Genomic DNA, 25,436 nt, shown 5'->3' with positions numbered 1-25,436 from the left:
TTTGCCGGCCAGCGCACGCTGGTGAATGTGTATCGAAAAGGTGAGGTAGCCCACATCTACACTGCCCAAGGAGCTACACAAATCATAGCAATTGATTTGCTGGCGCATGCTGGTGAAGTGCACGCCGAAGGTGGTCGCCTGACCGCGCCCATGCCCGGCAAGGTGGTGTCGTTTGCCGTGCAGGCTGGAGACGTGGTCAAGAAAGGCCAGCCGCTGGCCGTGATGGATGCCATGAAGATGGAGCACACCATCGCCGCGCCGGCCGATGGCGTGGTGGCCGAGTTGCTGTATGCGCCAGGTGACCAGGTGGTGGAAGGGGCCGAACTGCTGCGTCTGGAGGCTGATGCCTGAATTCCAGCGAAAATTCGCCCATGCGAGTTGTTTATTTCAGTGCCGACCAGGACGCCGCCGCCTGGATTCCCGGTTTGCAGGCGGCTTTGCCGAACGCCGATGTATCACTCTGGGAGCCTGGGGCTCCCGCTGCCGACTATGCCGTGGTCTGGAAGCCACCGCAGCAACTTCTGGACGAACAGACCCAACTCAAGGCCTTGTTCAACACCGGCGCTGGCGTGGATGCGCTGCTCAAACTCAAGCTGCCTGTCAGCGTGCCGGTGATTCGTCTGGACGATGCGGGCATGTCGGTGCAAATGGCCGAATATGTGTGCCATGCCGTGATTCGCCACTTTCGCGAGTTCGATGCTTATGAAGCGGATACGCGTGGCGGCAAATGGTCGTTTCGCAAGCCGCGCAGCCGGATTGACTTTCCGGTCGGGGTGTTGGGGTTGGGCGTGTTGGGTGAGCGTGTGGCACGCGCCGTGGCGCAGTTTGATTTTCCGGTCAATGGCTGGAGCCAGTCGGCCAAAACCATTGCCGGGGTGCGCTGCTTTCACGGCGCCGACAAGCTTGACACCTTTTTGGCCGCGACCCGGATCGTGGTGTGCCTGTTGCCGCTGACGCCGGATACCGAAAATCTGCTCAACGCCCAGCGTCTGGCGCGGTTGCGCCCCGGCGGTTATGTCATCAATGTGGCGCGCGGCGCCCATGTGGTGGACGCCGATTTGTTGGCGGCGCTGGACAGCGGCCAGCTGGCTGGTGCGACGCTGGATGTGTTTCGGGTAGAGCCACTGCCCAAGGGACATCCCTATTGGACGCATCCCAAGGTCATCGTGACTCCCCACACCTCGGCGCGGACCCTGCGCAGCGAAAGCATTGCGCAGATTGCCCGCAAAATTGCGGCTTTGGAATGTGGCGAGCCCATTGCCGGTGTGGTGGATGTGGCTCGCGGTTATTGATTCGTTGACCTCCCTCTTGAACAGGAATCCCCCATGAGCCTTCCCTCTCACGTCAAACTGGTTGAAGTGGGGCCGCGCGACGGCCTGCAGAACGAAAAGCAGACCGTGCCCGCCGCAGTCAAGATTGAGCTGGTGCACCGCCTGCAGGCGGCTGGCCTGAAAGAAATCGAGGTCACCAGCTTTGTCAGCCCCAAATGGGTGCCGCAAATGGGTGACAACGCCGAGGTGATGGCGGGCATCAGCCGCCAGCCTGGTGTGCGTTATTCGGTACTGACGCCCAACCTCAAGGGGTTCGAGGCGGCGCTCTTGTCCAGACCCGACGAAATTGTGGTGTTTGCGGCTGCCAGTGAGGCGTTCAGCCAGAAAAACATCAATTGCAGCATCGCGGAGAGTATTGAGCGGTTTGCGCCGGTGGTGGCTGCGGCCCGCGCGGCGGGCATTTTTGTGCGCGGCGCCATGAGTTGTACCGTGGGTTGCCCCTACGAGGGGGACATCGCCCCCGAACGGGTGGCTTATCTGGCCGGGCTGATGAAAGGCATTGGTGTGCAGCATGTGGGGGTGGCCGACACCATTGGGGTGGGCACGCCGCTGAAAGTGCAGCGGGCGGTGGAGGCGACGCTCAGGCATTACGACATCAATGATGTTTCCGGCCATTTTCACGACACCTACGGGCAGGCATTGGCCAATACGCTGATCTGCCTGCAAATGGGGGTGTGGCAGTTTGACACCTCGGTTGCCGGGCTGGGGGGCTGCCCCTATGCCAAGGGTGCAACCGGCAATGTGGCCTCGGAGGACGTGGTTTACATGTTGCACGGCATGGGCATTGACACGGGTATTGACCTGGACAAGCTGATTGATGCGGGCCAGTTCATCAGCGATTTTCTGGGGCGCCCGACCAACTCGCGCGCTGGCAAGGCGCTGTGGACCCGGAGGCAAGGCTGATGTGCGGTGCTGAGCTCAAACCCTTGCCCGACGGTGTGCGGCGGGTGGCACAGGTGCTGCGCGACAAGGGGCATCCGCACGCCCCGGTGATGCTGGATGACGCGGCGCGTACCGCGCAGCAGGCGGCTGATGCCTTGGGCATTGGCCTGGGGCAGATTGCCAAAAGCATCATCTTCAAGCGCAAGCCTGATGCTGCTGCGGTGTTGGTGATCACTTCGGGTGACAGGCGGGTGGACGAGAAAAAGGTGCAGGCGCTGGTGTGCGCCGACGGTCAGAAGCTTGGACGGGCTGATGCCGACTTTGTCAAGGCGGCCACTGGGTTTTCGATTGGCGGGGTGTCGCCGGTCGGTCATGTGGTGGCCCCGGTGACGCTGATTGATCGCGATTTGTTGCGGTTTGACGAAATCTGGGCCGCCGCTGGCCATCCGCACGGTGTGTTCCGGTTGCATCCAGATGACCTGGTGCATCTGACCGGTGCGCCGGTGGTGGACATTGCTGCGCAGGAGGTCCCTTGAACCTGAACGAAAAGGCGATGAAATTTGTCGCTGCAACGGCCCGCTCCTTGAGGGAAAGTGAGCAAAGTTTTTCGCACACTGTGCCTTCGCCCTGCATGTCGGTGTGCCAAATGGATGAGGCCAGCGGCTTGTGCCAGGGGTGCCTGCGTACGATCGATGAGATCCGTGCCTGGGGCAATGCGGATGACGCGTTCAAGCGTGGTGTCTGGTGTGTCATTGAAGCGCGTCTGGCGCGTTTGACGGCATGAAACACATTGCCTTTTACCTGGACTTCATCTCGCCCTACGCTTATCTGGCGTTTGAAAAACTGCCTGCGGCCCTGATGGGCCTCAGTTACAACGTTTGCTACAAACCGATTTTGTTTGCCGGCCTGCTCAAGCACCACGGTCAATTGGGGCCTGCTGAAATTCCCGGTAAACGCGAGTGGACCTATCGGCAGGTGTTGTGGCTGGCGCACCAGCATGGGGTGGACCTGCAGTTACCAGCGCAGCATCCGTTCAACCCGTTGAGCTTGTTGCGGCTGGCCATCGCATGTAGCGCCAACGGTGAGCCAAACCGTTATGTGACGGAGACGGTGTTCCGCCATGTCTGGCAGGGTGGTCAGGATGCCGCCGACGCCCAGCGCCTGCAGTTTTTGGCCGATCAGTTGGCACCCGAACGTGATCCCGCCAGTGACGAGGTCAAAAACCGGCTCAAGACCAACACCGAAGAGGCGATTGCCCGTGGTGTGTTTGGTGTGCCGACTTTTGAGGTGGATGGCCGATTGTTCTGGGGCCTCGATGCGCTGCCGATGTTGCAGGCTCATCTGGCGGACGACCCGTGGTTGGCCGCTGCCTGGGCGGCACCGGCGCAGGTGCGAACCTATCGCTAGCGGTTTTTAACCGCCGGTTTCGACCTCAAAGGCCTTGTGTTTGTCCTGCGCCAGACACGTGGCCGCCTGGCGCAGTGCGACGGTCAGGGAGGTCTTGAGTGTGTGGGGCGGATTGATGACAAACATGCCGCTGGCGGGCAGGCCGGGGCGCACCACTTCGCCTTCTTTATCGGTGCTGAGTTTGCTGGATTTGACGGTCAATGTGGCGTTGAGCCAGGGTCGACCTTCGCGATTGGCCAGAGTCTTGAGCTTGCGTGGCAGCTCATGCGCTTCGGGACGCGGAATGATCGGGTACCACACCAGGTAGGTGCCGGTGGCAAAACGTTTGAGGGCGTCGGTCATCATGGCGACCACCCGGGTGTAATCACTCTTGATTTCGTAGCTGGGGTCGCATAACACGAGTGCACGGCGCGAAGGGGGGGGCAGGAACTTCTTCAAACCTTCGAAGCCGTCTTCCTGCAGCACACTGACCATTCGTCCGGCGTTGAGCTGGGCGATGTTGCCAGCCAGCGTTTTGGCATCGGTGGGGTGCAGTTCAAACAGTTTGAGGCGGTCCCGGTCGCGCGCTTGCAGCAAGTGGTGAATGAGAAAAGGTGAGCCAGGATACACCTTGTGGCTGCCGGGTTTGTTGAAGCTGGCCACGGTGTCCAGATAGTCCTGCAAGGCTGGCGCCTTGTTTTCCTTGGGGTTGACCGCTTCTTCAGGGGGTGAGGAGATGAGTTTCAGGTAGCCATCGGCGGCCTCACCGCTGGTTTGCGCATAGTCGCCGTCAAGCCGGTACAGACCAGCGCCCGCATGGGTGTCAAACACATGCAGCGCCGTGTCTTTTTGGGTCATGTGGCGTAGCACAGCGAGCAAGACCGTGTGTTTGAGGACATCGGCATGGTTGCCGGCATGAAAGGCATGGCGATAACTGAACATGGGTCGATGTTACCCGCTTGCTCGGGAAATTTGTATAATGCCCGGCTTCGCAGCGATTTTGTGGCTCCGCGGCGAAGTGTTTCGGTATCGTCCCAACAAAGGCGTACCGAAGGATTCACCACCTAAGAGATTCCCATCAGAGGAACGCCGACCGTGGAAAAGAGCCCAGCAAACCCTCTAGAAAAGAGAAATCTCATGTCAACTTTCAGCGCAAAACCCGCTGAGGTCGTGCACGAGTGGTTTGTGATTGACGCGACCGACAAGGTCCTCGGACGAGTAGCCAGCGAAGTTGCTCTCCGTTTGCGCGGCAAACACAAGGCCATTTACACGCCTCACGTCGATACCGGTGACTTCATCATCGTCACCAATGCAGCCCGGCTGCGTGTGACCGGTGCCAAGTCTCTGGACAAGGTGTATTACAGCCACTCCGGTTTTCCCGGTGGCATCAGCTCCACCAACTTCCGCGACATGCAAGCCAAATTTCCTGGCCGCGCTTTGGAAAAAGCCGTCAAGGGGATGTTGCCCAAAGGCCCTCTGGGTTACGCCATGATCAAGAAGCTCAAGGTGTATGGTGGTGCAGAGCACCCGCACACTGCCCAGCAACCCAAAGTGTTGGAAATCTAAGGAGCTCACATGATTGGTGAATGGAACAATGGTACCGGCCGTCGCAAATCCAGCGTTGCCCGCGTATTCCTGAAAAAAGGCTCTGGTCAAATCGTTGTCAACGGCAAGGACATTCAAAAGTTTTTTGGCCGTGAAACCTCGATCATGATCTGCAAGCAACCTCTGGTGCTGACCAACCATGTCGAAACGTTTGACATCATGGTCAATGTGGCTGGCGGTGGCGAGTCTGGTCAAGCCGGTGCAGTGCGCCACGGGATTACCCGTGCCCTGATCGACTATGACGCAACACTCAAGTCCGAGTTGAGCAAAGCCGGTTTCGTGACCCGCGATGCCCGCGAAGTGGAACGTAAGAAGGTTGGTTTGCACGGTGCTCGCCGTCGCAAGCAGTTCAGCAAGCGTTAAAAGCCTCGCGACATGTCAAACAGCCGCCCGAATGCAGGTTCTGGCGGCTGTTTGCATTTTTGTTTGGTGTGATTGCTGATGCGTCTTCGTCTATTGCTTCGCCGTCTGACAGTCAGTGCACCTCGTATGGCTGTGCGCAGCGCCTTGCCTTGGCCGTTTCGCTGGGCCATGTTGGCCATTGTGGCGGGGTTTTGTGCCGCGATTGCCTTGTGGGCGTTTGAGTTTGGCAAAGAGATTGCCGGACTGGACCGGGGGGCCAAGGAACAGTTGCAGCAAATGCGTTTCGAGAATGACACCCTGCGTGCCCAGATCGAAACGTTGACAGCAGAGCGCAACAAGGCGCAATCCGTGGCGCATACCGCCGATACGGTCTTGACGGCCGAAAAGGTGGCCCAGGAGAAGCTGGTGGATATGAACCGCCAGTTACAGGCGGACAATCAACGCCTGAAAGACGATTTGGGATTTTTTGAACAATTGATTCCTGCCGCGGGAGCCAATGCGGGTACGCTGGCGATACGCGGATTGCAGGCAGACGTGTTGCCGTCGGGCGAAATCAAGTGGCAAGTGTTGGTGATGCAGGCAGCGAAAAATCCACCGGAGTTTGAGGGGCAACTTGAGCTGACGCTGGCGGGGCTGACCAATGGCAAGTCCTGGACCGGTGGTCCACCTGGGGGGGCTTTGACCATCAAGGTCAAACAATATGGGCGGATCGAAGGCGTTTTTCGGCCACCCGCGCAGGTGCTCGTCAAGAGTATCACGGCGAAGGTTTTGCAGGGGCAGGTGGTGAAAGCGACGCAGACCGTCAAGTTATCGTGAGTGGTATTCCCCGGCCGGGTGCCGGACTTTGATTGAGAAAGGTGATTTTTATGTTCAACAGGAAAAAGCAGCCACCCATTAAAAGTCTGATTGCTCACGGTTGTCAGATTGATGGGAATTTCGTTTTTTCAGATGGATTGCGTGTCGATGGTGGACTCACCGGTAATATCGTTGGGAGTACCGACCATCCCAGCATTCTGGTGATTTCGGAGTCAGCCGTGGTCAAAGGCGAGGTGCAGGCTGACCACATCATCATCAATGGCCGGGTGGAGGGTCCCGTGTTGGCACGTGCCATGCTTGAGCTGCAACCGAAGGCCCGGATTACCGGGGATGTGACGTACCAAGCACTTGAAATGCATCAAGGTGCGATTGTCGCAGGCCGACTGTGCCCGATCTTGGTCGGTGAGGGCGCGCTGTTGGAGGAAAAGCCCACACTCAAACTGGCGGCGAATAACCAGTGACGTCATTCCCGACCAATTTGTTGTAGTATTCTGGCATTCAATTTACTGGAGATTTGCATGAGCGCAGTTGCAGAAAATATTCAGACCGAGATGCCAGCCCCTATCCTGTTTACTGATAGTGCTGCGGCCAAGGTAGCTGATTTGATTGCAGAAGAGGGTAATCCCGATCTGAAGCTGCGTGTTTTTGTGCAAGGCGGCGGGTGCTCGGGGTTTCAGTACGGATTCACCTTTGACGAGATCGTCAACGACGATGACACGACCATGACCAAGAATGGCGTGTCCTTGCTCATTGATGCCATGAGTTATCAATATCTGGTTGGTGCCGAGATTGATTACAAGGAAGACCTGCAAGGCGCGCAGTTCGTCATCAAGAACCCCAATGCCACCACCACCTGTGGTTGCGGCTCCAGCTTTTCGGCCTAACCTGCCGCTCACAAAAAAGCCGCTGGATCCGGCGGCTTTTGCTGTCTGGCTTTTCAAGCCGTCAGGCTGGGTAAATGGCACCCAGAATACGTGGCCCGCTGGCGCCTGTGACGCTGGGCAGGTTGCCTGATTGACGTGTGAGGGTTTGCCGCGCCAACCAGGCAAATGCGGCAGCTTCCACTTGCAGCGGTGGTAAGCCGTGCTGCGCCGAACTGTCAACCCGCAAGCCTGGCAACCCAGCTTGCAGGCGCTGGATCAGGTAATGATTGAAGGCTCCGCCACCACACACGATCAATAGCTTGCTCTCTTTGGCGTAATGGTTGACGCAATCTATGCACACACTTGCGGTCAATTCAGTCAAGGTATTTTGAATGTCTTGTGGCGCTACGGCCGGAAAACCACGGAGCTTGTCCTCCAGCCACGAGAGGCTAAAGAGGTCGCGTCCCGTACTTTTCGGGGGGATCTGTTCAAAATAGGGGTCGGAGCGCAGTTGCAGCAGCAGGTCTGGCAGGCATTGACCGGATGCCGCCCAAGTACCACCAGCATCGAACGGTTGGCCCGTATGGCGTAAGCACCAAGCGTCCATCAGGGCATTGCCTGGGCCACAGTCAAAACCCAGTACAGGTGCGTTCGGGCTGGCTGGCAGCACACTCAGGTTGGCAATACCACCCAGATTCAGCACGGCGACCATGGTCTCATTCTGGCCAAAAACATGGAAATGAAACGCGGGCACCAACGGGGCGCCTTGTCCACCAGCAGCGATATCACGACTGCGCAAGTCTGCCACCACATCAATGCCAGTGAGCTCTGCCAGCAGCGATGGATTGATCAGTTGAAGGGTGTAGCCAATACCATCAGCCGTTGGTGCAATGCGTTGTGGCTGATGCCGCACGGTTTGGCCATGGGCGCCAATGGCATGGACATCGGCCGCGCGAATGCCTTGTTGGGAAGCTTGTTTGAGGAGTTGAGTAACGACCGCGGCGTAGGTGACCGCAATTTTGTTGCCGGCTCGCGCAGCACGGTGCAACTCGTTGTGTGATGGGGTGTTAAGCGCCAGCAATTCGGCACGGAAATCAGCATCAAAAGTGGCAGATGCGCTGGCCAGAATCCGCAATGGCTTGCCGGAAAAATCGGCAAGCACCCCGTCAACACCATCCAGGGATGTGCCTGACATCAGTCCAATATAGTAGGGCTGCATGACGTGACAAGCCAGTCAAGTACTCAGCAGAGCAGCAGCTGCAGCTATTCGAATTGGGTCTGCTGGATGCTGGCGGCAGCCTGTAGTTCGCTTCTGACGCTGCTGGCCAGTTGTTTGAACAGTGGAATGGCGGCGGCAGGAACGGGAACAGTCTCACTTTTTTGTGCAAGTGCCATTGGGTCTTGCTGAACACCATTGACGCGGACTTCAAAGTGCAGGTGAGGTCCCGTGGCCCAGCCGGTGGCGCCAACCAATCCGATAGAGGCTCCCTGGCTGACGCTTTCGCCGCGCTTTACCAAAATTTTGCTCAAGTGTGCATAGACCGTTTCGGTGTTGTTCCGATGTTTGATGAACACCACGTTGCCAAAGCCGGTTTGCTGGCCTGCAAACGTGACGACACCATCACCCACCGTGCGAGCGGGTGTGCCGGTATTGGCAGCAAAGTCTGTTCCCAGGTGAGCCCGCCATTTCTGCAAGATGGGGTGAAAACGCATGGCAAAACCGCTACTGACACGTGAAAACTGAACAGGTGAACTCAGGAAAGCGCGACGCAGGCTCTGCCCATCCAGGTTGTAATAGCCCCCCTTGTTGGCCAAGTTAGAGGCCTCACTGCTTGCAGGCTGGAACCACATGGCTTGAAAGGTCTTACCGGCGTTGACAAACTCAGCGCTCAGCACGCGGCCGGTGCGCAGGGGTTCCCCATCCCCTTCCAGCACTTCATACACCACGTTAAAACGGTCATCCTTACGCAAGGCGCGGCGGAAATCAATATCGCCTGAAAAGATTTCGGCTAACTGGATGGCGATACTGTCGGGCAATCCGGCTTCGTCGGTAGCGGCAAAAAGTGAAGAGTGAATTGTGCCGCTGGCCAGTCTGGATGCAGCCTGCAGTGGTGCCGTTTCGAGACGTGACGTAAAACCCTGCAGCTGACGTTCAACCACCAGGCGCTTGAACTGACCGCTGTCATCGGGGCTCCAGCGGGCGCTCAATTTGCTGAGGCGTTGGGCGTCCTGCGTCTCGACGGTGACATTGCGTCCACTGCGCCCGAGTAGCCATTGCCGGGTCAGCGGGTCGTTACGCAGGAATTGGGCGGCTTGTGGGTCGTCCACGCCCATACGCGTGAGCAAAATATCGGCAGTGTCTGTGCTGCGGGTCACATCAGAGCGGTACAGGTTTTGAGTGAGTGCCGGAAGTTCCAATGCCACCGCTGGAACTTGTGGTTGCACGACCTGCACCACTTGCTGCACCGGAAGTTGTGAAATATCTGGCCCCAGAGATGCCAATGCCCATGCGCCACCACCGGCACCCAAGAATACCGCCGCAATGGCTGCCGTCAGCTGTTTCGGGTGCTTGGCGAGCGAATGGGCAGAGAGGGTTAGCAAGGCTTTGCCGTGATGGAGGGCTGTATTGATCAAAAGAAAATCCTCTCAATGATGTGTTGTCTTAGTGCAACAAAAGTCATCAATTGAAGCAGAAACACACACTTAAAATCATGCCAGAAAACAGCTTTCGAGTATAAACCCGTCCCCGCCGGATGCATCCAGAAAAACCCTTATGACACATGTTAAAGCCGCTGAGAATTTTGTAACTGATCGCGTTCGAGAGGCTTTGGCCGCCACTCTGCGCGGCTGTGAGGAACTGATTCCACAGGAGGATTGGGTGAAAAAGCTGGTCCGTTCCGAAACCACCGGTACACCGTTGCGCATCAAACTTGGCTTGGATCCCACGGCCCCCGACATTCACATTGGCCACACGGTGGTCTTGAACAAGTTGCGGCAATTGCAGGATCTGGGGCACCAGGTTATTTTTCTGATTGGCGATTTCACCAGCCTGATTGGTGACCCATCGGGGCGCAATACCACTCGTCCACCGCTGACGCCAGAACAGATCAAGCTCAACGCTGAAACCTATTACCGTCAGGCGAGTTTGGTGCTTGACCCAGCCAAGACCGAAATCCGGTACAACAGCGAGTGGTGTGAGCCGCTGGGTGCTACTGGCATGATTCAACTGGCCTCTCGTTATACGGTTGCGCGCATGATGGAGCGTAATGATTTTCACGATCGCTTCACTGCAGGTACGCCCATCAGTGTCCATGAGTTTTTATATCCACTGATGCAGGGCTATGACTCGGTGGCACTCAAGTCTGATTTGGAGCTGGGCGGGACCGATCAGAAGTTCAACTTGTTGATGGGTCGGCATTTGCAGCAGGAGTATGGGCAAGAGCCTCAATGCATCTTGACCATGCCCTTGCTGGAAGGGCTTGATGGCATTGAGAAAATGTCAAAAAGCAAAAACAACTACATTGGCATCAGCGAAGACGCCAACACCATGTTCGCCAAGATACTCAGTATTTCTGATGTGCTGATGTGGCGTTGGTATACCTTGTTGTCCTTTCGGTCTGAAACCGACATCATGGCCTTAAAGGCAGAAGTGGCCGGTGGACGCAACCCGAAGGACGCCAAGGTGGCGTTGGCCAAGGAAATTACCACCCGTTTTCATAACGCCGCAGCGGCTGATGCTGCCGAGCAGGACTTCGTCAACCGGAGCAAGGGTGGCATCCCGGATGAAATTCCCGAACTCAGTTTGCCGTTGGGTGATGGGGGCGCCGCTTGGGGTATTGGTGCGCTGCTGAAATCCGCGGGTCTGGCTGCATCCAGTGGTGAAGGCAATCGTCTCATTGATGGTGGGGGGGTGCGCGTGGACTCTTGTGTGGTCAGCGACAAGGGGCTCAAACTGGGTGCGGGCACCTATGTGCTTCAGGTCGGTAAACGCAAGTTTGCGCGGGTCACGCTGGTGTGATGACGTCTGTCCTGGTTCAGTTTGGGCAGGGGTGTTCCGAATGATGGCTTTGCTGCAGAGGGTCAGTCAAGCCCGCGTCGACATTGATGGTCAGGTCGTGGGTGCCATCGGCCGTGGGTTGTTGGTATTGTTGTGCGCCGAGCGGGAGGATACCGATGAATGTGCTGACCGGATGCTGGCGAAGATACTGAAACTACGCATCTTCAGTGATGCTGCCGGCAAAATGAACCACAACGTGCAGAACATGGATGGCGCTGGAATGTCGGGCGACTTGCTGGTTGTCAGCCAGTTCACCTTGGCGGCAGACACCGTTGGCGGCAACCGCCCCGGGTTCAGCGCAGCTGCGGCGCCAGCAGAGGGGCGCAGACTGTACGAATACTTTGTATCGCAGGCGCGTCTGCGGCATCCTGTGGTGCAGACCGGGCAGTTTGGTGCCGACATGCAGGTTCATCTGACCAATGACGGACCAGTGACCATCCCGCTGCAGATCAGGGCTGGGGCGTGATAATCACCTCGCATGTCACTGGTTTTTGAACGCCCCTCCCTGTTGCGCCGTCTGTCACCCTGGCTGGCCGGTTTTGATGGACCACTGGCCTTTGCGGTGTTCATGCTGGGATGTGCCGGACTGCTGATCATGTATTCGTCAGGGTATGACCATGGCAGCCGGTTTGAGGCGCATGGCCGCAATATGCTGTTTGCCGGCTTCATCCTGTTTGTCGTGGCGCAGATTCCTCCGCAGCGACTCATGGCTCTGGCGGTGCCTCTTTATGTGTTGGGGGTGTCCTTGTTGATTGCGGTGGCGGTGTTTGGTGTCACCAAAAAAGGAGCCCGGCGCTGGCTGAATGTGGGGGTCATCATTCAACCCAGCGAAATTCTCAAAATTGCCATGCCGCTGATGCTGGCATGGTGGTTCCAGAAGCGTGAAGGGCAGTTGCGCCCGCTTGATTTTCTGGTGGCTGGGGCACTGTTGATCGTGCCGGTCGGGTTGATCATGAAACAGCCGGACTTGGGCACGGCTTTGTTGGTGCTGGTCGCAGGGGTGTCGGTGATTTTTTTTGCTGGTTTGAGCTGGAAACTTGTCGCCCCCCCCTTGCTGTTGGGGCTGGTTGGCGTCACGCTGCTGGTGGTGTTTGAACCTGAGTTGTGTGCGGATGGCGTGCGCTGGCCGCTACTGCATGATTATCAGCAGCAGCGTGTGTGTACGCTGCTGGACCCGTCACGCGATCCTTTGGGCAAGGGTTTTCATATCATTCAGGGCATGATTGCGATTGGCTCTGGTGGTTTTTGGGGCAAGGGGTTCATGCAGGGCACACAAACGCACCTGGAATTCATCCCGGAGCGCACCACCGACTTTATCTTTGCGGCGTTTTCCGAGGAATTTGGCTTGTTCGGCAATTTGCTCCTGATGGCAGCATTTGTTTTTTTGGTGATGCGTGCGTTGGCCATCGCGCTGGATGCGCCAACGGTGTTTGCCCGCCTGCTGGCCGGCGCCATGGCGATGATTTTTTTCAGTTATGCGTTTGTGAACATGGGTATGGTCAGCGGCATCCTGCCGGTGGTGGGAGTGCCGTTGCCCTTTATCAGCTATGGTGGCACGGCCATGGTCACGCTTGGCCTGGGTTTGGGGATCCTGATGTCGATTGCCAAGTCAAAGCGGCTGGTGCAATCGTAAAAAGTGTCAGTGATGGTCGGGCTGGCTGCGCAGAAAAGCCTCCAGTTCGTCGGCTGGCAGCGGCTTGCATAACAGGTATCCCTGCACCTCGTCACAACCTTCCTGGCGGAGCAGTTCCAACTGCTCTGCGGTCTCCACCCCTTCTGCGATGGTAGAGAGACCGAGGCTACGGGCCATACTGATGATGGCGCGAACGATGGTCAGATCGTCGGCGTCACGGGTGATGTCCGAAACAAAAGATTTATCGATTTTGAGCTGATGGGCCGCAAAACGCTTGAGATAACTCAAAGAAGAGTAGCCGGTTCCAAAATCATCGATCGACAGACGGACGCCGAGTCGATGAAATTGCTTCATGATGATCATGGCGTTTTCCGGATCCTGCTGCGCCACACTTTCGGTGAGTTCGAGTTCCAGCCAATGTGCGGGCACGCCCTCTTTGGTCAAGATGGTGTCGACCAGCCCCACCAGATGAGGCTGACGAAATTGCACGGCAGACAGGTTGACGGCGACGGTCATCTCGGGCAAAGCCATGGTGTGCCACTTCTTGGCTTGTGCCACGGCGGTACGCAACACCCATTCACCAATCGGGAGAATTTGCCCGTTAGTCTCCGCTACCGGGATAAATTCTGCGGGTGAGACCTGCCCCAGTTCGGGGTGGTTCCAACGCAGCAGGGCCTCGACGCCAACCACCTGGCCGGTGTGAATCGATACCTGGGGTTGGTAATGCAGTTGAAATTGGCCACGTTCGAGGGCGCGGCGCAACTCGTTGTCCAGCAGCAGGGAGCGTGCGGCATCGGCCTGCATGTCGTTGATAAAAAACTGAAAGCTGTTGCGTCCGGCATTTTTGGCCCGATACATCGCCACATCAGCGTGTTGGGACAGGCTGTCGGCATCCTGGCCGTCCTCCGGGTAAATGGCGATACCGATGGAGGGGGTGACACACAGTTCATGTGACGCGACACTGACTGGTTGACTGATGGCGTACAGAAGCTTTTCGGCAACGCGGGCTGCACCACGCACCCCTGTGTCAGGCAGCAGAAAAATGAATTCATCCCCCCCAAGCCGGGCCACGGTATCCTGCTCGCGAATGGTTTTTTGCATGCGTTCGGCCAGGATCACCAACATCTGGTCACCAATGCGGTGACCCAGCGTGTCATTGATGTTCTTGAAGTGATCCAGATCCAGGAACATCAGGCTCAAATGTTCTTTGCGGCGGGCCGATTCGGTCAACGTCTGGTGGATGCGTTCGTTAAGCAGGCTTCGGTTGGGCAAGCCGGTCAGCGCATCGTAGTAGGCCAGTTGTTGTACATGGCTTTCAGCCTGCATGCGTGCCGTGACGTCGTGCAGGATCACAATGAAGCGGGCGGTTTGGCCTGGTGTGACGGGTTTGCGGGCAACAGACAATTCAAACCAGCGTTCGCCATCCGGCAACGTCAGCTTGAGCTGTTTGCCATAAGAAATCTCGCACTGGTAGGCCTGTTGCAAGGCTTCCAGAACGGTCTGGGCCGCTGGCGCTGGCATGACCTGACTGACCAGCTTGCCTATCAGCGTGTTGATCGGCTCCACCAGCAAACTCGTTCTGGGGGCATGGCAGGTGATGTAACGCCCTTCGATATCCATCTCGAACAGCAGGTCTGGAATGGCCTCCAGGGTGGCTGCCAATTGCATTTGTGAGGTGCGGATGTCGGCCGTACGTTCGGCCACCTGCATTTCGAGACTGGTTTTGTAGGCCAGCTGGCGCATCTGGAGCTTGGCCAGATAGGCCAGGATCAACGAGGTCAATAGTCCGGCAGCGATTTTTGTGCTCAGTCCCTCAGGGTCGCCCCAGCCTGTCCGTGGCGCCACACTGAGTGTCCAGGCGCCGTTGGGAACGGTGAAGCTGATGCGCACCGGATCAATCAGGGCTACCGGACCAGATTCTGCAATGGTCTGGAGCTGTCCGGTCTCAGGATTGATCCGCCACAGGCGGTAGTCAAGATGACGACGGGCCAGCTCGGGCAAGCGGGCCGATTCCAGGGCTTCTGGAAAGCGCAAAACGACATTGGTGAAACCCCAGAATTCCGGCGTCTGTTGGGGACGATCAAGAAAGATCGGCAATCTTGCCACCAGTCCGAGACCACCTTGTCGCAGTGCCAGCGGGCCAGCCAGCGTCAGTTTGCCGGTGTTGCGCGCCAACTGTGTTTCGGCCTGCATCACCGGGTCCTGAAGCAGATTCAGGCCGATGGCCTTCTCGTTGCCAGCAATAGGAACCGCGTGGCTGATGATGCCTCCCGGCGCGAGGATCAGGATGGACACACCGGGGTAATACGGCAGCATTTTTTCGGCCGTCTCATTGAAATTTTCAAGATGTCCCCGGCTTTGCTGTACCAGTGTGGCCAGGGCGTAAACGGCGGACAGCGCCCGATCCAGGTTGTTTTGAATGGCCGTGGCGTGGTCACTGGCCTGGTTGTACAGGCTGACGCGCGCGGCCTGCAGACGGTTGCGTTCCAGATGCCAGATGATGCCACTGCTGATCAGCAGGCAGAGGCAAAAAACCATTCCGGCCACCAGGGTTGGACGAAGCGGCTTGGCAAATCCGAAACGGGTGCGCGACATGACTGTATGTATAAGTTGGCACATTATCCACGTGCGATTCCGTAGCCATGAGATCCATGGCGCTATTTCCGCGATTTGGGCCAGTATTTGAATGTCATTGAACTTCGTGAGTGAAGCCGTGGCATCGGCCAGCAGGCTGAACGTCAAGCCCTAGAATCAGGCGCATGATTTCACGTGAACCTACCCTTGAGCGTCTGGCGATTGCCCGATCACTGTTGTTGACCCCCTTTGGGCTGGATGAGGCTCATCTGGGGCGTGCTTTGGCGGAGATCAAGGCGCATCAGGTCGATGAAGCTGACTTGTATTTCCAGTACACCCGTTCGGAAGGCTGGAGTCTGGAGGAGGGTATTGTCAAAACCGGTTCATTCTCCATTGACCAAGGGGTGGGCGTACGTGCTGTGAGTGGCGAGAAAACCGCCTTTGCCTACTCGGACGATATCTCGGAGGCCTCGCTGCTGGATGCCGCCCGAACCGTGAGAACAATTTCGGCCTCAGCCCGGACAGGTAAAGTCAAGTCTGCTATTAAAAAGATAGCTTCATCGCGTTCTTTGTACGCTGGCCTGGACCCGATTGCCAGTCTGGACAGCACCGCCAAGGTCAACTTGTTGGAAAAGGTCGAAAAGCTGGCGCGCGCCAAGGATCCCCGCGTTGCGCAAGTGATGGCGGGTTTGGCTGCCGAGTACGACGTGGTACTGGTGGCGCGGGCCGATGGCACCCTGGCGGCAGATGTGCGACCGCTGGTGCGTCTGAGTGTGACGGTGATTGCCGAGCAAAAAGGTCGCCGTGAAGTCGGATCGGCCGGTGGCGGTGGGCGTTTTGGTTTTGCCTATTTTGACGATGCCCTGATTGGCCAGTATGTGGACGAAGCGGTCAGTGCCGCGCTGATCAATCTCGAGGCGCGCCCCGCTCCTGCAGGCGAAATGACCGTGGTGCTGGGGCCTGGCTGGCCGGGCATCTTGCTGCATGAAGCCATTGGTCACGGGCTCGAAGGCGACTTCAACCGCAAGGGGTCGAGCGCCTTCAGTGGCCGCATTGGACAACGAGTGGCTGCCAAAGGCGTGACGGTGCTGGACGACGGCACCATTGCCGACCGCCGTGGCTCGCTCAATGTGGACGACGAAGGCAATCCCAGTGGCCGCAATGTGCTGATTGAAGACGGCATTCTCAGGGGGTATATCCAGGACGCGATGAATGCGCGCCTGATGGGCGTGAGCCCCACCGGCAATGGCCGACGCGAGAGTTATGCCCATGTGCCGATTCCGCGCATGACCAACACCTACATGCTCGGTGGTGACAAGGCGCCCGAAGAGATTGTGGCCAGCATCAAGAAAGGTCTGTATGCCACCAACTTTGGTGGTGGACAGGTGGACATCACCTCGGGCAAGTTCGTCTTCTCTGCCAGCCAAGCTTATTGGGTTGAGAACGGCAAGATTCAGTATCCGGTCAAAGGCGCCACCCTGGTAGGCAGCGGGCCGGAATGTCTCAAGCGTGTCAGCATGATTGGCAACGACATGAAACTCGACAGTGGTGTGGGGACTTGCGGCAAAGAAGGCCAGAGTGTGCCGGTAGGGGTGGGGCAGCCCACCCTGCGTCTGGATGGCTTGACGGTGGGTGGTACCGCCTGAGCTGTCAGTTTGCCGTGAAACGACTGTGCTACAGTTGAAACCCATGAAGTCAGTGTATTTTTTCTTTGGCTATTTTTGGTTCTCAAGCGCCTGCGGCGGTAGAGAGTTCTGAACGTACCCAAACCAAACGTCCTGATTCCTCAAAAACCGCCGGCCAACCCGGCGGTTTTTTTATGCCTTTTTGATTGCAACGAACGAAGGAACTGCTCATGACCACCAAAGCCACTGCCGAGAACGATGCCTGGACCACGTCTTTGAACGCCAACGCCACTGACCGTACCGGCCAGACGGACAACGAACGCATCAAGGACATCACCGTGTTACCCCCTCCCGAACATCTGATCCGGTTCTTCCCAATCAAGGGCTCTGCGGTTGAAGGGATGATCAGCGCCACCCGGCGCAGCATTCACAACATCATGGTCGGCAAGGATGATCGACTGCTGGTGATCATCGGACCGTGCTCCATTCACGACCCGGCGGCGGCCATCGAGTACGCCCACAAGCTCAAGGCGCAGCGTGAAAAATACGCGGATTCACTGGAGATCGTGATGCGGGTGTATTTCGAGAAACCGCGTACCACGGTGGGCTGGAAGGGGTTGATCAATGACCCCTATCTGGATGAGAGCTTTCGCATTGACGAAGGACTGCGCATGGCGCGCCAGCTGCTCATCGAAATCAACCGCCTGGGCCTGCCCGCCGGTAGCGAATTTCTGGACGTGATCTCGCCCCAATATTTGGGCGACCTGATCTCCTGGGGCGCCATTGGTGCGCGCACCACGGAAAGCCAGGTGCACCGTGAGCTGGCTTCCGGCTTGTCGGCACCGATTGGTTTCAAGAATGGCACCGATGGCAACATCAAGATCGCCACCGATGCCATTCACGCCGCAGCGGGTGGCCACCACTTTTTGTCTGTTCATAAAAATGGCCAGGTCGCCATTGTCCAGACCAAGGGCAACAAGGATTGCCATGTGATTCTGCGTGGTGGCAAGGCACCCAATTACGACGCCGCCAGTGTGGCTGCAGCCTGCGCCGAGCTGGAAAAATCGAAACTGACACCAAGTCTGATGGTCGATTGCAGCCACGCCAACAGCAGCAAACAGCATGAAAAACAGCTGGACGTGGCACGTGACATCGCGGCCCAGATTGCCGGTGGTTCCCGCCAGGTGTTTGGCGTGATGGTGGAAAGTCACCTGAACCCTGGCGCCCAAAAATTCACCCCGGGCAAGGACAAAACCGACAAGCTGGCTTATGGCCAGAGCATCACCGATGCCTGTCTGGGCTGGGAGGACTCGGTGGCCTGCCTCGAGGTGTTGTCACAGGCGGTGCTGGCGCGTCGGGCAGCTTGAGGGGCTGGGGGCAGACTGTCCCTGTTGTGGTGGGCGGGGACAGTCGCCACTCCTGATGTTTTTAAGTCTAAATGGCCTCTAGCCCGCGTATCATTTGCTTGATAAGCTATCATAATAATAGCATTCCGTCCTGCAATTGACTTCACAGCCAATACAGCGCCACCAACCCCAGCAGCGCCGGCACGGTCTGGATGTACAGGATGCGGATCATCACCGTCACTGCACCCCAGATGCCCGCTACCGCCACACAGCCCAGGCCGAAGGTGGCAAAGGCCTTGGCAATCGCCGGGTCGGGGTAGACCAGGCCCAGCAGCGCCGCCGCCGCCAGAAAACCGTTGTACACCCCCTGGTTGGACATGGCCACCGCCCGCGATTCGACCTCCGCCTTCGGGATGCCAAACACCTTGGCCCCGCGGGTTTTGAACAGCACGGTTTCCAGCAGGAAGATGTAGACGTGGATCAGGCACACCAGGGCGATCAGGATTTGGGCGGCAATAGACATGGCAACGGTCTCGGGTTGATTGGAAGGGTTTAGAGAATACATAATCATGTTATGTTTGTAAAGACCGGCGATGCCAGCCTACAATTTTTGTCCAGCAACCGGACACCTTCACCGTGACAGACACCCCCCTCAAGCGCGACGGCCGCAAGGAAAACGCCAGCAACACCCAGGCGGCACTGCAACTGGCCGCGCTGCGCTGGTTCAGCGCACAGGGTTATGAAAAAGCCCCGGTGGGCAGCATCTGCGCCGATGCCAATGTGACCGTGGGGGCGCTGTACCACCATTACGGTGACAAAAAAGGCCTGTTCGCCGCCGTGGTGGAACAGGTGGATGCGCAGCTGGTGCAGCAGGCCGCCAACGCGCAGGCCGCTGTCATCAGCCAGGGTGGCACACCGTGGGAGGCTTTCCTGGCCAGCATCGACACCGTGCTGCAAGCCGGTGCCAATGCGCCCGTGCGCCGCCTGATGCTGGTGGAGGCCCCCGCTGTGCTGGGGGCGCAAGTGTGGGGCGAGATTCGCCAGCGCCAGGGCCTGGGGGCGATGCGGGCCAGCATTGACCGCTTGCAAGCCCGCGGCATCTTGCAGGGCCACGATCCTGAGCGCCTGGCGCGTATTGTCTTGGGGGCGCTCTATGGCGCCATGGATTCGCTGCCTGCCGATGAATCCGATATCAGCGTTGCGCTGGCAGATGCCAAGCGCTGCCTGGTGGCGATGTTCGAAGGGCTGCGGCGGGGGTAGGGGGTGCAACAGCGGTGGCGCACAAGGCGTTATGGCTGCCTTCTGGTTGGGGCACCCGCTACTGCGTTCAGGCCTGCCCACGTGAATACCGTTAAAACCGTGCGCAGTTTCATTTCGCTGCCACCACCTTCACCCGTGCATTGGGCGCCTCGCCAAACATCTCCGGCGCGTACATGGCTTCCACGCGCGAGGGCGGGAGCGAGAACTCGCCGACGTTGTTCAGGCGGATGGTGTATGCCATCTTGACCACGCCTTTAGGCAGGTATTCGTAGTAGCTGCGGAAGGACTCGAAGCTGCGTTCTTCAAACGCACCCCAGCTGTCGCCTTCGCGCTTCTCGCCCTGGGTGGCGATCTCGCTGTCGCGGCCCAGGCCGCTGCCCAGAATGGTCGCGCCGCCGGGCACCGGGTCGGTGATCACGGCCCAGGTCATGTCGGCACTGGCGTTCACCTCCAGCGTGATGCGTAACACGTCGCCCCGGGTGTAGGTGCCGGCGGGCAGGCTCTTGTTGGCCTGCTCCACGGGGGTGATGGTTTTCTTGATCTGGTAACCGGCGTTGAATGGTTCCTTCAACTGGATGGCGGCCACCGACTGCAATGTGAGCCAGGGTTTGCCGCTGCCCTGGTGGGTGACATTCAGGCTGTCTTTGAGTCCTTCGTTGCCGGGGGCCTTGCGCCAGGGCAGGAACATGCTGTTGTTTTTTAGGTTGCCTGGAGCGGCGGGTGCGCCAAACCAGGTGGTCTGGTGCGCGGCACCGGAGGCATCGGTGGCTTTGATGCGCTCGACCTTGCTCCAGTCCACGGCGGCAGAACCCGTGCTCAGGGTTGCCTTGGTGCTGCCCGCCACCGGCACGGCCTCAAACTTGGCGCTGAATTTTTCCAATGCCAGCCCGCCCCACAGGTTGGCGGTGGTGGTGTGCCAGGCGCCGTTTTGCTGGCGGCTGATGAAGCCGTTGGCCAGGCGGCCCATGTCGTCTTTCCAGGCCGGGTCGTCCAGCACGGCCAGGATCAGGCGGGCGGTGTTCACGTCGCCGTTTTGCATCAGCCACCACCAGTAGTCGTCTTTTTCGCTGCTGAAGATCATCTTGGTGCCTTGGTAGCTGATGCGGCTCTTCAGTATTTGGGTGGCCTCGGCCAGACGCTTGTCACGCTCGGGCACGTCTGGCACACGTTTGAGGATGTTCAGCCAGTCGATCACCGCATGGGTGGGCCATTGGTTGGGCGCGATGGTGATGGACCCCAGCATCCGGCCCTGCGCCTTGCCGTAGCGCGACAGGGCTTCGATGGCGGCGAGTTTGCGCACGTCCAAATCCTTGTGCGGGCTCCAGAAGTTGCGCTGGATCTTGCCTTCCACAAAGGCGATCAGGCCGCGCTCCATCGGGGCACGCACCTCGTCGCTCAGCGCAAAAGCGGGGTCAATGCCGGCGGCCTCATGGGTGGCGGCCAGCAGGTAGGCGGTGAGGGTGTCGCTGCCGTGGTTGGCCTCGCCGTCACGCGGTGGGAAGTAGTTGGCTAGGCCGTCGCTGTCGAGGTAGCTGGGGATTTGCGCAGCCACGGTCTGCCACAGTTTGCCATTGCGCAGGCCCACGCTCTTGCTGGTTTTTTGTTCCAGGCAGGCAAAGGGGTAGGAGGCAAACCAGTCTTTGACACCAGGCAGACCTTCGGCCAGCTTGGGTTGCAGCGACAGCTTCAGGCCACCTCGACCGGGCAGCGCATCGGCAGGCGGAGCCACCTCCAGTGTGAAGGCCTTGTCCACCTGCACCAGCGTGGCCTGCTGCACCGTGAGCGGCACAGCAGGGATGATGCGCTGGCTGGCCTTGAGCGCATCACGCGCACCGCTGACGGTGTCTTTGGCCTCAATCTCCCACAAGATCGACTCAAACCGGCTTTGCGCCAGCTGCGCCGGGGCGGTCACCATCCAAGAGACTTCTTTGGCCTCTAGACCAGGTATATCCACGGTCTGTTGCTCTAGATTCAATAGCGTTGCGCGTGGCGTGACTTGCACCTTCATGGCCTGCTTGGTGGTGTTGCGCAGGGTGATCTGGGCGCGGAACTGGTCGTCTTCACGCACCAAGGGTGGCAGGCCGCTGATGATCTGCAGGTCTTGCGTGGCGCGGATGCTGGTCGACCCGGTGCCAAACAGACCGGTGGTGGCATCGGCCACGGCAACGATTTTGAAGGTGGTCAGCGCGTCGTTGAGCGGCACCATCACCGTGGCGCTGCCGTTGGCATCGAGCTTGACGGCGGGGTTCCACAGCAGCAGGGTGTCCAGCAGCTCACGTGCGCCGCTGTGGCCACCGCCGCCGCCTGCCGGCACGGCCTTGCGGCCATAGTGCCGGCGGCCAATGATTTCCATTTGCGCGGTGGACGTTTCCACGCCCCAGGAGCGGCGCTGCAGCATGGCATCGAGCAGGTTCCAGCTGGTGTTGGGCTTCAGTTCCAGCAGGGCCTGGTCCACGGCGGCCAGCGCCACTTCGGCATTCGCGGCGGGCTGGCCGTTGGGCAGCTTGACGTTGATCGTCACTTTGGCCTGGCTGCGCACGGCGTAGCTTTCCTTGTCGGCCTTGACGCTCACGTTCAGCTGGTGGGCCTGGGTGCCGACGCGGATTTCGGCCACGCCCAGGCGGAAGGCGGGTTTGCTCAAGTCCACCAGTGCGGTCGGGGCCACGTATTCGCGGCCCTCGTACCAGAACGAGGTCCACCACTCGCGTGGCGACTTGTAGCCCCAGGTGAAGAAGCTGTACCACGGCACCTCGCGCAGGCGGCCGCGCAGGGCCAGCACACTCACATACACATTGGGGCCCCAGCCGTCCTTGACCTTGACTTGCACCGTGGGGTCTTGGCCGTTGAGCTTGACCACCTCGGTCTCGATGATGCCTTCGCGCTCCACGGCCACCAGCGCGGTGGCAAAGCGGAACGGCATGCGCACCTGGAACTTGGCGGTCTCGCCCGGCTGGTAACTCTTTTTCTCGGGCAGCAGGTCGATGCGGTCGGTGTTCTCGCCACCAAACCACAGCTCGCCTTGTTTGGTGACGTAGACGCTGCTGGCGGCCTGGATGCTGTTGCCCGCGCTGTCTTTGGCGGTGACCACCAGTTCGACTTCTCCGGCTTCGTTCAGGCTGGTTTCACACAGCAGCAGGCCGCGCGAGTCGCTCTTGCCGCTGCATACGCTACCGAGTTCCTTGAGCGTGGTTTTGTTGTCGTAGGTGTAGAAGCCGCCCACCATGCGCTTGCGGCTGGTGGTGACGATGCGGGCGGTGGCTTTGACCTCCAGCGCCACGCCTTCCTGTGGTTTGCCGGTCAGGTCCAGCGCCAGCGCCTGGAACTTGATCTTCTGGCGGCTCGACACCCAGCCTTCGGTCTTGATACCGGCCACCACGGCAGCGGGCCACAGGGTGTGGGTGCTGCGGATGGTTTGCACCTCGCCATTGGGGTCGGCGTAGCTGGCTTCCAGCAGCAGTTCTTGCGGCGTGCGTTTGGCCGGCAGTTGGTCGATGGTCAGCTTGCCCGCGCCATTCTTGTCCAGTGTCAGCGGCAATTTGTTGGCGATGACCTGCGCATCCTGGGTGGTGGCGGCTTCTTCTTCACCCTCGGTGCTGGTGTCGTTCCGGTCACGGGGGGGGGAAAGGCTGAAGCCCTCAAAATCATTGAAGCTCAGGGACTTGCCGCGCACCAGTGCCGACACCCGCACCGGAAGCCGGGCGGCACCGCCACCTGAAACGTAGTTGACCTGGACGTCCACCGGCACCGTCTTCGCATTCACCAGCGCTTTTTTGTCGCTCGGGGTGATGCGGCCTTCAAGTACCGGCAAGCGGAACTCCTCGACCCGGAACTGACCACTGAAAAAACTGCGCTGGCGCTCACCGCCACGCAGCTCGACTTCATAAGTGCCCAGCTTAGCTGCGGGTGGGATGGCAAAGCTGTTTTCTGCACTCAGGCCGCCGGTAGCGGTTTGGCGCCAGACCAGTGGTTGGGTGTATTGCTGGCCACTGCCGACATGGGTGACCACCAGGGTGGCGGGTGTCTGGGCCGGCAGGCCAAAGCCGTGCGAGGTCTCGCTGCGCAACACATGTTTCATCGACACGGTTTCACCGGCGCGCAACAAGGTGCGGTCAAAAATGGTGTGCGCCACTTCATCCGGCCGGGCCTCACGGCTGGTGGGCAGGTTGAAGCGCCAGGGTTCGATGCCGCGGTTCCAGTCGCTCCAGGTGAAGGCCAGGTCTTGCACGCCCGATTGCACGGCGCGAGCGCTGACAAAGTAGGCGTCGCTGTAACCCTCGTCGCCATGGCAGTTGGGGGGCTCGGGATTGATGCCGCTCAGGCTGGCTACGCCCTGGGCGTTGGTGGTGCCACTGGCGACCTGGCGGCCACGGCAGTCGGACACACGGACCTGGGCATTGGGCACCGGGGCGCCCTTGTCCAGCGTGGTGACCCAGGCCAGGGCGTTTTCGCGCCCGAGCTTGAAGTGCACGCCCAGGTTGGTGACCAACGCCGAGGTGCGGACATACATGGTGCGTGGGCTGCCGTGGCGGCCGTCCAGCAGTGAGGCGCCAAGTTTTTGCGAAGCGATCTCCACCACATGAAAACCCGGTGACAAGGGAATGCCGACCACCTCAAACGGGCGCGGGTCGTTGTTGACGGGCTTGGGCAAGTCCAGCGTTTTGACCCCGGCCTGGCCTTGCAACAGCGACACCATACGGCTTTGTACCTCGGTCTTGTCGTCCCGGCCGATGATTTTGGGCAGGGGGCCGCGCACATCGGCGCTGGCCAGTTGGCGTGGTACGCTGAAACTGTCATAACGCTGCACCTTTCTGAACCAGGCAATGATGTCGGCATCGGTTGTTGGGTTGAGCGCACTGACCTGCCCTGTCGGTGTCAGCCCCTGAACGGGCAGGGCGGCTTCGACATGGCGCAGGGTGACCGGCAGCATGGCCACGCCATCGGGTTCGGCCAGGCGCTCGACGATGCCGAAGGGTGCGGCCGCAAATTTGGCCAGCGGCGGCATCGGGCCGGTGGCCACCTTGAGTGGAAAACTGTTGGCGTTGCGCAGCGTGCGGCCAGAGGCATCCTGGAAGTCTTTGGGCAGCACCAGGGAGAAGCTGGTTTGCTCCGGGAGAATCAGTTTGAACGACACGCTGCTGGTGACGCTGTCGCCGTCCGCATCGGCGTTGTTGTCGTCAAACACCGGTTTGAAGCTGTCTTTGTCAGAGTTCAGGCGAATGCCGTCGAGCAGCTTGCGCGGCACCGGCGCGTTGAAGCTCAGGTGCATCGGGCGGATCGGCAGGCAGGCCGACTGGGCGTTTTCGCGCTCACAGGAAAAACTGGCGGCAAACGGCTCGCGTACCTTGAAGCTGAAACGCCGCTCCACCGAATTGGCGATGCCTGCGGCAGCGCCCGGGGCCGCTGGGGTGGCCACGCCTTTGCCATACACCAGTTGCACCTTGGCTGAGGGTGGCAGGCGGCGGTTGCAGGCCAGGGTCACGATGCTCAAGGGGGCTTTTTCGGCGGCTTTGTCCAGGCCTTGGGATTTGAGCAGGGCGGTGCGTTCCTTGCCTTCAATCAGCCGCACGGCGACCCGTTCGCCCAGGCCTTCGACGGTGCACCAGAGGTTGGCTTGCACGCTGGTCAGGGTGGCGGCACCGTTGAGTTGCAGGGTGAAGAACTGCTCTTCGTCAATGCGGTTGCCTTCATACGGGTG

Annotated in this window: 23 protein-coding genes; 17 read left to right on the top strand and 6 right to left on the bottom strand. The window is 59.2% G+C overall.

Annotation, left to right across the window (positions count from 1 at the left end; genetic code table 11):
• The 6 genes from PHW99_RS08830 to PHW99_RS08805 form a co-directional block, all read left to right on the top strand.
• Positions 1-351 (top strand): biotin/lipoyl-containing protein (locus PHW99_RS08830; protein ID WP_300175819.1); only part of this gene is annotated, 351 nt, incomplete at its 5' end.
• Positions 352-371: 20 nt separating this feature from the next.
• A complete protein-coding gene (locus PHW99_RS08825; RefSeq protein ID WP_300175816.1) occupies positions 372-1,292 on the top strand; it encodes a glyoxylate/hydroxypyruvate reductase A in 921 nt (306 codons plus the stop codon).
• 33 nt (positions 1,293-1,325) lie between these two features.
• A complete protein-coding gene (locus PHW99_RS08820) occupies positions 1,326-2,234 on the top strand; it encodes a hydroxymethylglutaryl-CoA lyase (RefSeq protein ID WP_300175813.1) in 909 nt (302 codons plus the stop codon).
• The gene (locus tag PHW99_RS08815; protein ID WP_300175810.1) at positions 2,234-2,749 is read left to right on the top strand and encodes a YbaK/EbsC family protein; all 516 of its coding nucleotides are present in this window, start codon (positions 2,234-2,236) and stop codon (positions 2,747-2,749) included. The genes PHW99_RS08820 and PHW99_RS08815 overlap by 1 nt, the downstream gene beginning before the upstream one ends.
• Entirely contained in the window at positions 2,746-2,997 is a 252-nt protein-coding gene (locus PHW99_RS08810) for a DUF1289 domain-containing protein (protein ID WP_300175807.1), read from the top strand. The genes PHW99_RS08815 and PHW99_RS08810 overlap by 4 nt, the downstream gene beginning before the upstream one ends.
• A complete protein-coding gene (locus tag PHW99_RS08805) occupies positions 2,994-3,620 on the top strand; it encodes a 2-hydroxychromene-2-carboxylate isomerase (protein WP_300175804.1) in 627 nt (208 codons plus the stop codon). Before PHW99_RS08810 ends, PHW99_RS08805 begins: the two co-directional genes overlap by 4 nt.
• Before the next feature lie 6 nt (positions 3,621-3,626).
• Here PHW99_RS08805 and rlmJ read toward each other — a convergent pair whose 3' ends face one another.
• A complete protein-coding gene (rlmJ, locus tag PHW99_RS08800) occupies positions 3,627-4,541 on the bottom strand; it encodes a 23S rRNA (adenine(2030)-N(6))-methyltransferase RlmJ (RefSeq protein ID WP_300175801.1) in 915 nt (304 codons plus the stop codon).
• Between the two features lie 195 nt (positions 4,542-4,736).
• Here rlmJ and rplM point away from each other — a divergent pair, with 195 nt between their 5' ends.
• The 5 genes from rplM to erpA all read left to right on the top strand — a co-directional run bounded on the left by rplM (position 4,737) and on the right by erpA (position 7,267).
• On the top strand, positions 4,737-5,165 hold the full coding sequence (gene rplM, locus PHW99_RS08795) for a 50S ribosomal protein L13 (protein ID WP_300175798.1): 429 nt from the start codon (positions 4,737-4,739) through the stop codon (positions 5,163-5,165).
• Positions 5,166-5,174: 9 nt separating this feature from the next.
• Positions 5,175-5,567, top strand: a complete 393-nt coding sequence (rpsI, locus tag PHW99_RS08790; RefSeq protein ID WP_300175795.1) for a 30S ribosomal protein S9 — start codon at positions 5,175-5,177, stop codon at positions 5,565-5,567.
• A 126-nt stretch (positions 5,568-5,693) separates the two neighbouring features.
• Complete coding sequence (locus PHW99_RS08785; RefSeq protein ID WP_366913241.1) at positions 5,694-6,383, top strand: DUF6776 family protein; 690 nt, start codon at positions 5,694-5,696, stop codon at positions 6,381-6,383.
• A gap of 50 nt (positions 6,384-6,433) precedes the next feature.
• On the top strand, positions 6,434-6,844 hold the full coding sequence (locus PHW99_RS08780; RefSeq protein ID WP_300175789.1) for a polymer-forming cytoskeletal protein: 411 nt from the start codon (positions 6,434-6,436) through the stop codon (positions 6,842-6,844).
• Positions 6,845-6,901: 57 nt separating this feature from the next.
• The gene (gene erpA / locus PHW99_RS08775; RefSeq protein ID WP_300175786.1) at positions 6,902-7,267 is read left to right on the top strand and encodes an iron-sulfur cluster insertion protein ErpA; all 366 of its coding nucleotides are present in this window, start codon (positions 6,902-6,904) and stop codon (positions 7,265-7,267) included.
• Between the two features lie 61 nt (positions 7,268-7,328).
• On the opposite strand, the gene PHW99_RS08770 is transcribed toward erpA, so the two are convergent.
• Both PHW99_RS08770 and PHW99_RS08765 read right to left on the bottom strand, forming a co-directional pair.
• On the bottom strand, positions 7,329-8,465 hold the full coding sequence (locus PHW99_RS08770; RefSeq protein WP_300175783.1) for an anhydro-N-acetylmuramic acid kinase: 1,137 nt from the start codon (positions 8,463-8,465) through the stop codon (positions 7,329-7,331).
• A 44-nt stretch (positions 8,466-8,509) separates the two neighbouring features.
• The gene (locus PHW99_RS08765; RefSeq protein ID WP_300175857.1) at positions 8,510-9,877 is read right to left on the bottom strand and encodes a M23 family metallopeptidase; all 1,368 of its coding nucleotides are present in this window, start codon (positions 9,875-9,877) and stop codon (positions 8,510-8,512) included.
• 142 nt (positions 9,878-10,019) lie between these two features.
• Between PHW99_RS08765 and tyrS the strand changes: the two genes are divergently transcribed.
• The 3 genes from tyrS to rodA are packed head-to-tail and all read left to right on the top strand — an operon-like array spanning position 10,020 to position 12,936.
• Positions 10,020-11,264: a tyrosine--tRNA ligase gene (gene tyrS / locus PHW99_RS08760; RefSeq protein WP_300175780.1), complete on the top strand. Its 1,245-nt coding sequence runs from the start codon at positions 10,020-10,022 to the stop codon at positions 11,262-11,264.
• Between the two features lie 40 nt (positions 11,265-11,304).
• Positions 11,305-11,769 (top strand): D-aminoacyl-tRNA deacylase, encoded by a 465-nt coding sequence (gene dtd / locus PHW99_RS08755; RefSeq protein ID WP_300175777.1) that lies wholly within the window; start codon positions 11,305-11,307, stop codon positions 11,767-11,769.
• A gap of 12 nt (positions 11,770-11,781) precedes the next feature.
• Positions 11,782-12,936, top strand: a complete 1,155-nt coding sequence (rodA, locus tag PHW99_RS08750; protein WP_300175774.1) for a rod shape-determining protein RodA — start codon at positions 11,782-11,784, stop codon at positions 12,934-12,936.
• Positions 12,937-12,942: 6 nt separating this feature from the next.
• Here the strand turns inward: rodA and PHW99_RS08745 are convergent, their stop codons facing one another.
• Positions 12,943-15,531, bottom strand: a complete 2,589-nt coding sequence (locus PHW99_RS08745) for an EAL domain-containing protein (protein ID WP_300175771.1) — start codon at positions 15,529-15,531, stop codon at positions 12,943-12,945.
• Positions 15,532-15,695: 164 nt separating this feature from the next.
• Here PHW99_RS08745 and tldD point away from each other — a divergent pair, with 164 nt between their 5' ends.
• Positions 15,696-17,156, top strand: a complete 1,461-nt coding sequence (gene tldD / locus PHW99_RS08740) for a metalloprotease TldD (RefSeq protein WP_300175768.1) — start codon at positions 15,696-15,698, stop codon at positions 17,154-17,156.
• A gap of 209 nt (positions 17,157-17,365) precedes the next feature.
• Positions 17,366-18,502, top strand: a complete 1,137-nt coding sequence (locus PHW99_RS08735) for a 3-deoxy-7-phosphoheptulonate synthase (protein WP_300175765.1) — start codon at positions 17,366-17,368, stop codon at positions 18,500-18,502.
• 142 nt (positions 18,503-18,644) lie between these two features.
• Here the strand turns inward: PHW99_RS08735 and PHW99_RS08730 are convergent, their stop codons facing one another.
• Complete coding sequence (locus tag PHW99_RS08730) at positions 18,645-19,004, bottom strand: DUF1304 domain-containing protein (RefSeq protein WP_300175762.1); 360 nt, start codon at positions 19,002-19,004, stop codon at positions 18,645-18,647.
• A gap of 113 nt (positions 19,005-19,117) precedes the next feature.
• Here PHW99_RS08730 and PHW99_RS08725 point away from each other — a divergent pair, with 113 nt between their 5' ends.
• Positions 19,118-19,741, top strand: coding sequence for a TetR/AcrR family transcriptional regulator (locus tag PHW99_RS08725; RefSeq protein ID WP_300175759.1), 624 nt, complete (start codon positions 19,118-19,120; stop codon positions 19,739-19,741).
• Between the two features lie 109 nt (positions 19,742-19,850).
• On the opposite strand, the gene PHW99_RS08720 is transcribed toward PHW99_RS08725, so the two are convergent.
• The coding region (locus tag PHW99_RS08720) for an MG2 domain-containing protein (RefSeq protein ID WP_300175756.1) at positions 19,851-25,436 on the bottom strand (5,586 nt) is incomplete at its 5' end.

Origin of the sequence: Rhodoferax sp. (assembly GCF_028689305.1) — a bacterium.
GTDB lineage: Bacteria > Pseudomonadota > Gammaproteobacteria > Burkholderiales > Burkholderiaceae_C > Rhodoferax.
The sequence above is the reverse complement of the archived record's forward strand: the minus strand, read 5'-3'. Positions and strand labels throughout refer to the sequence as shown.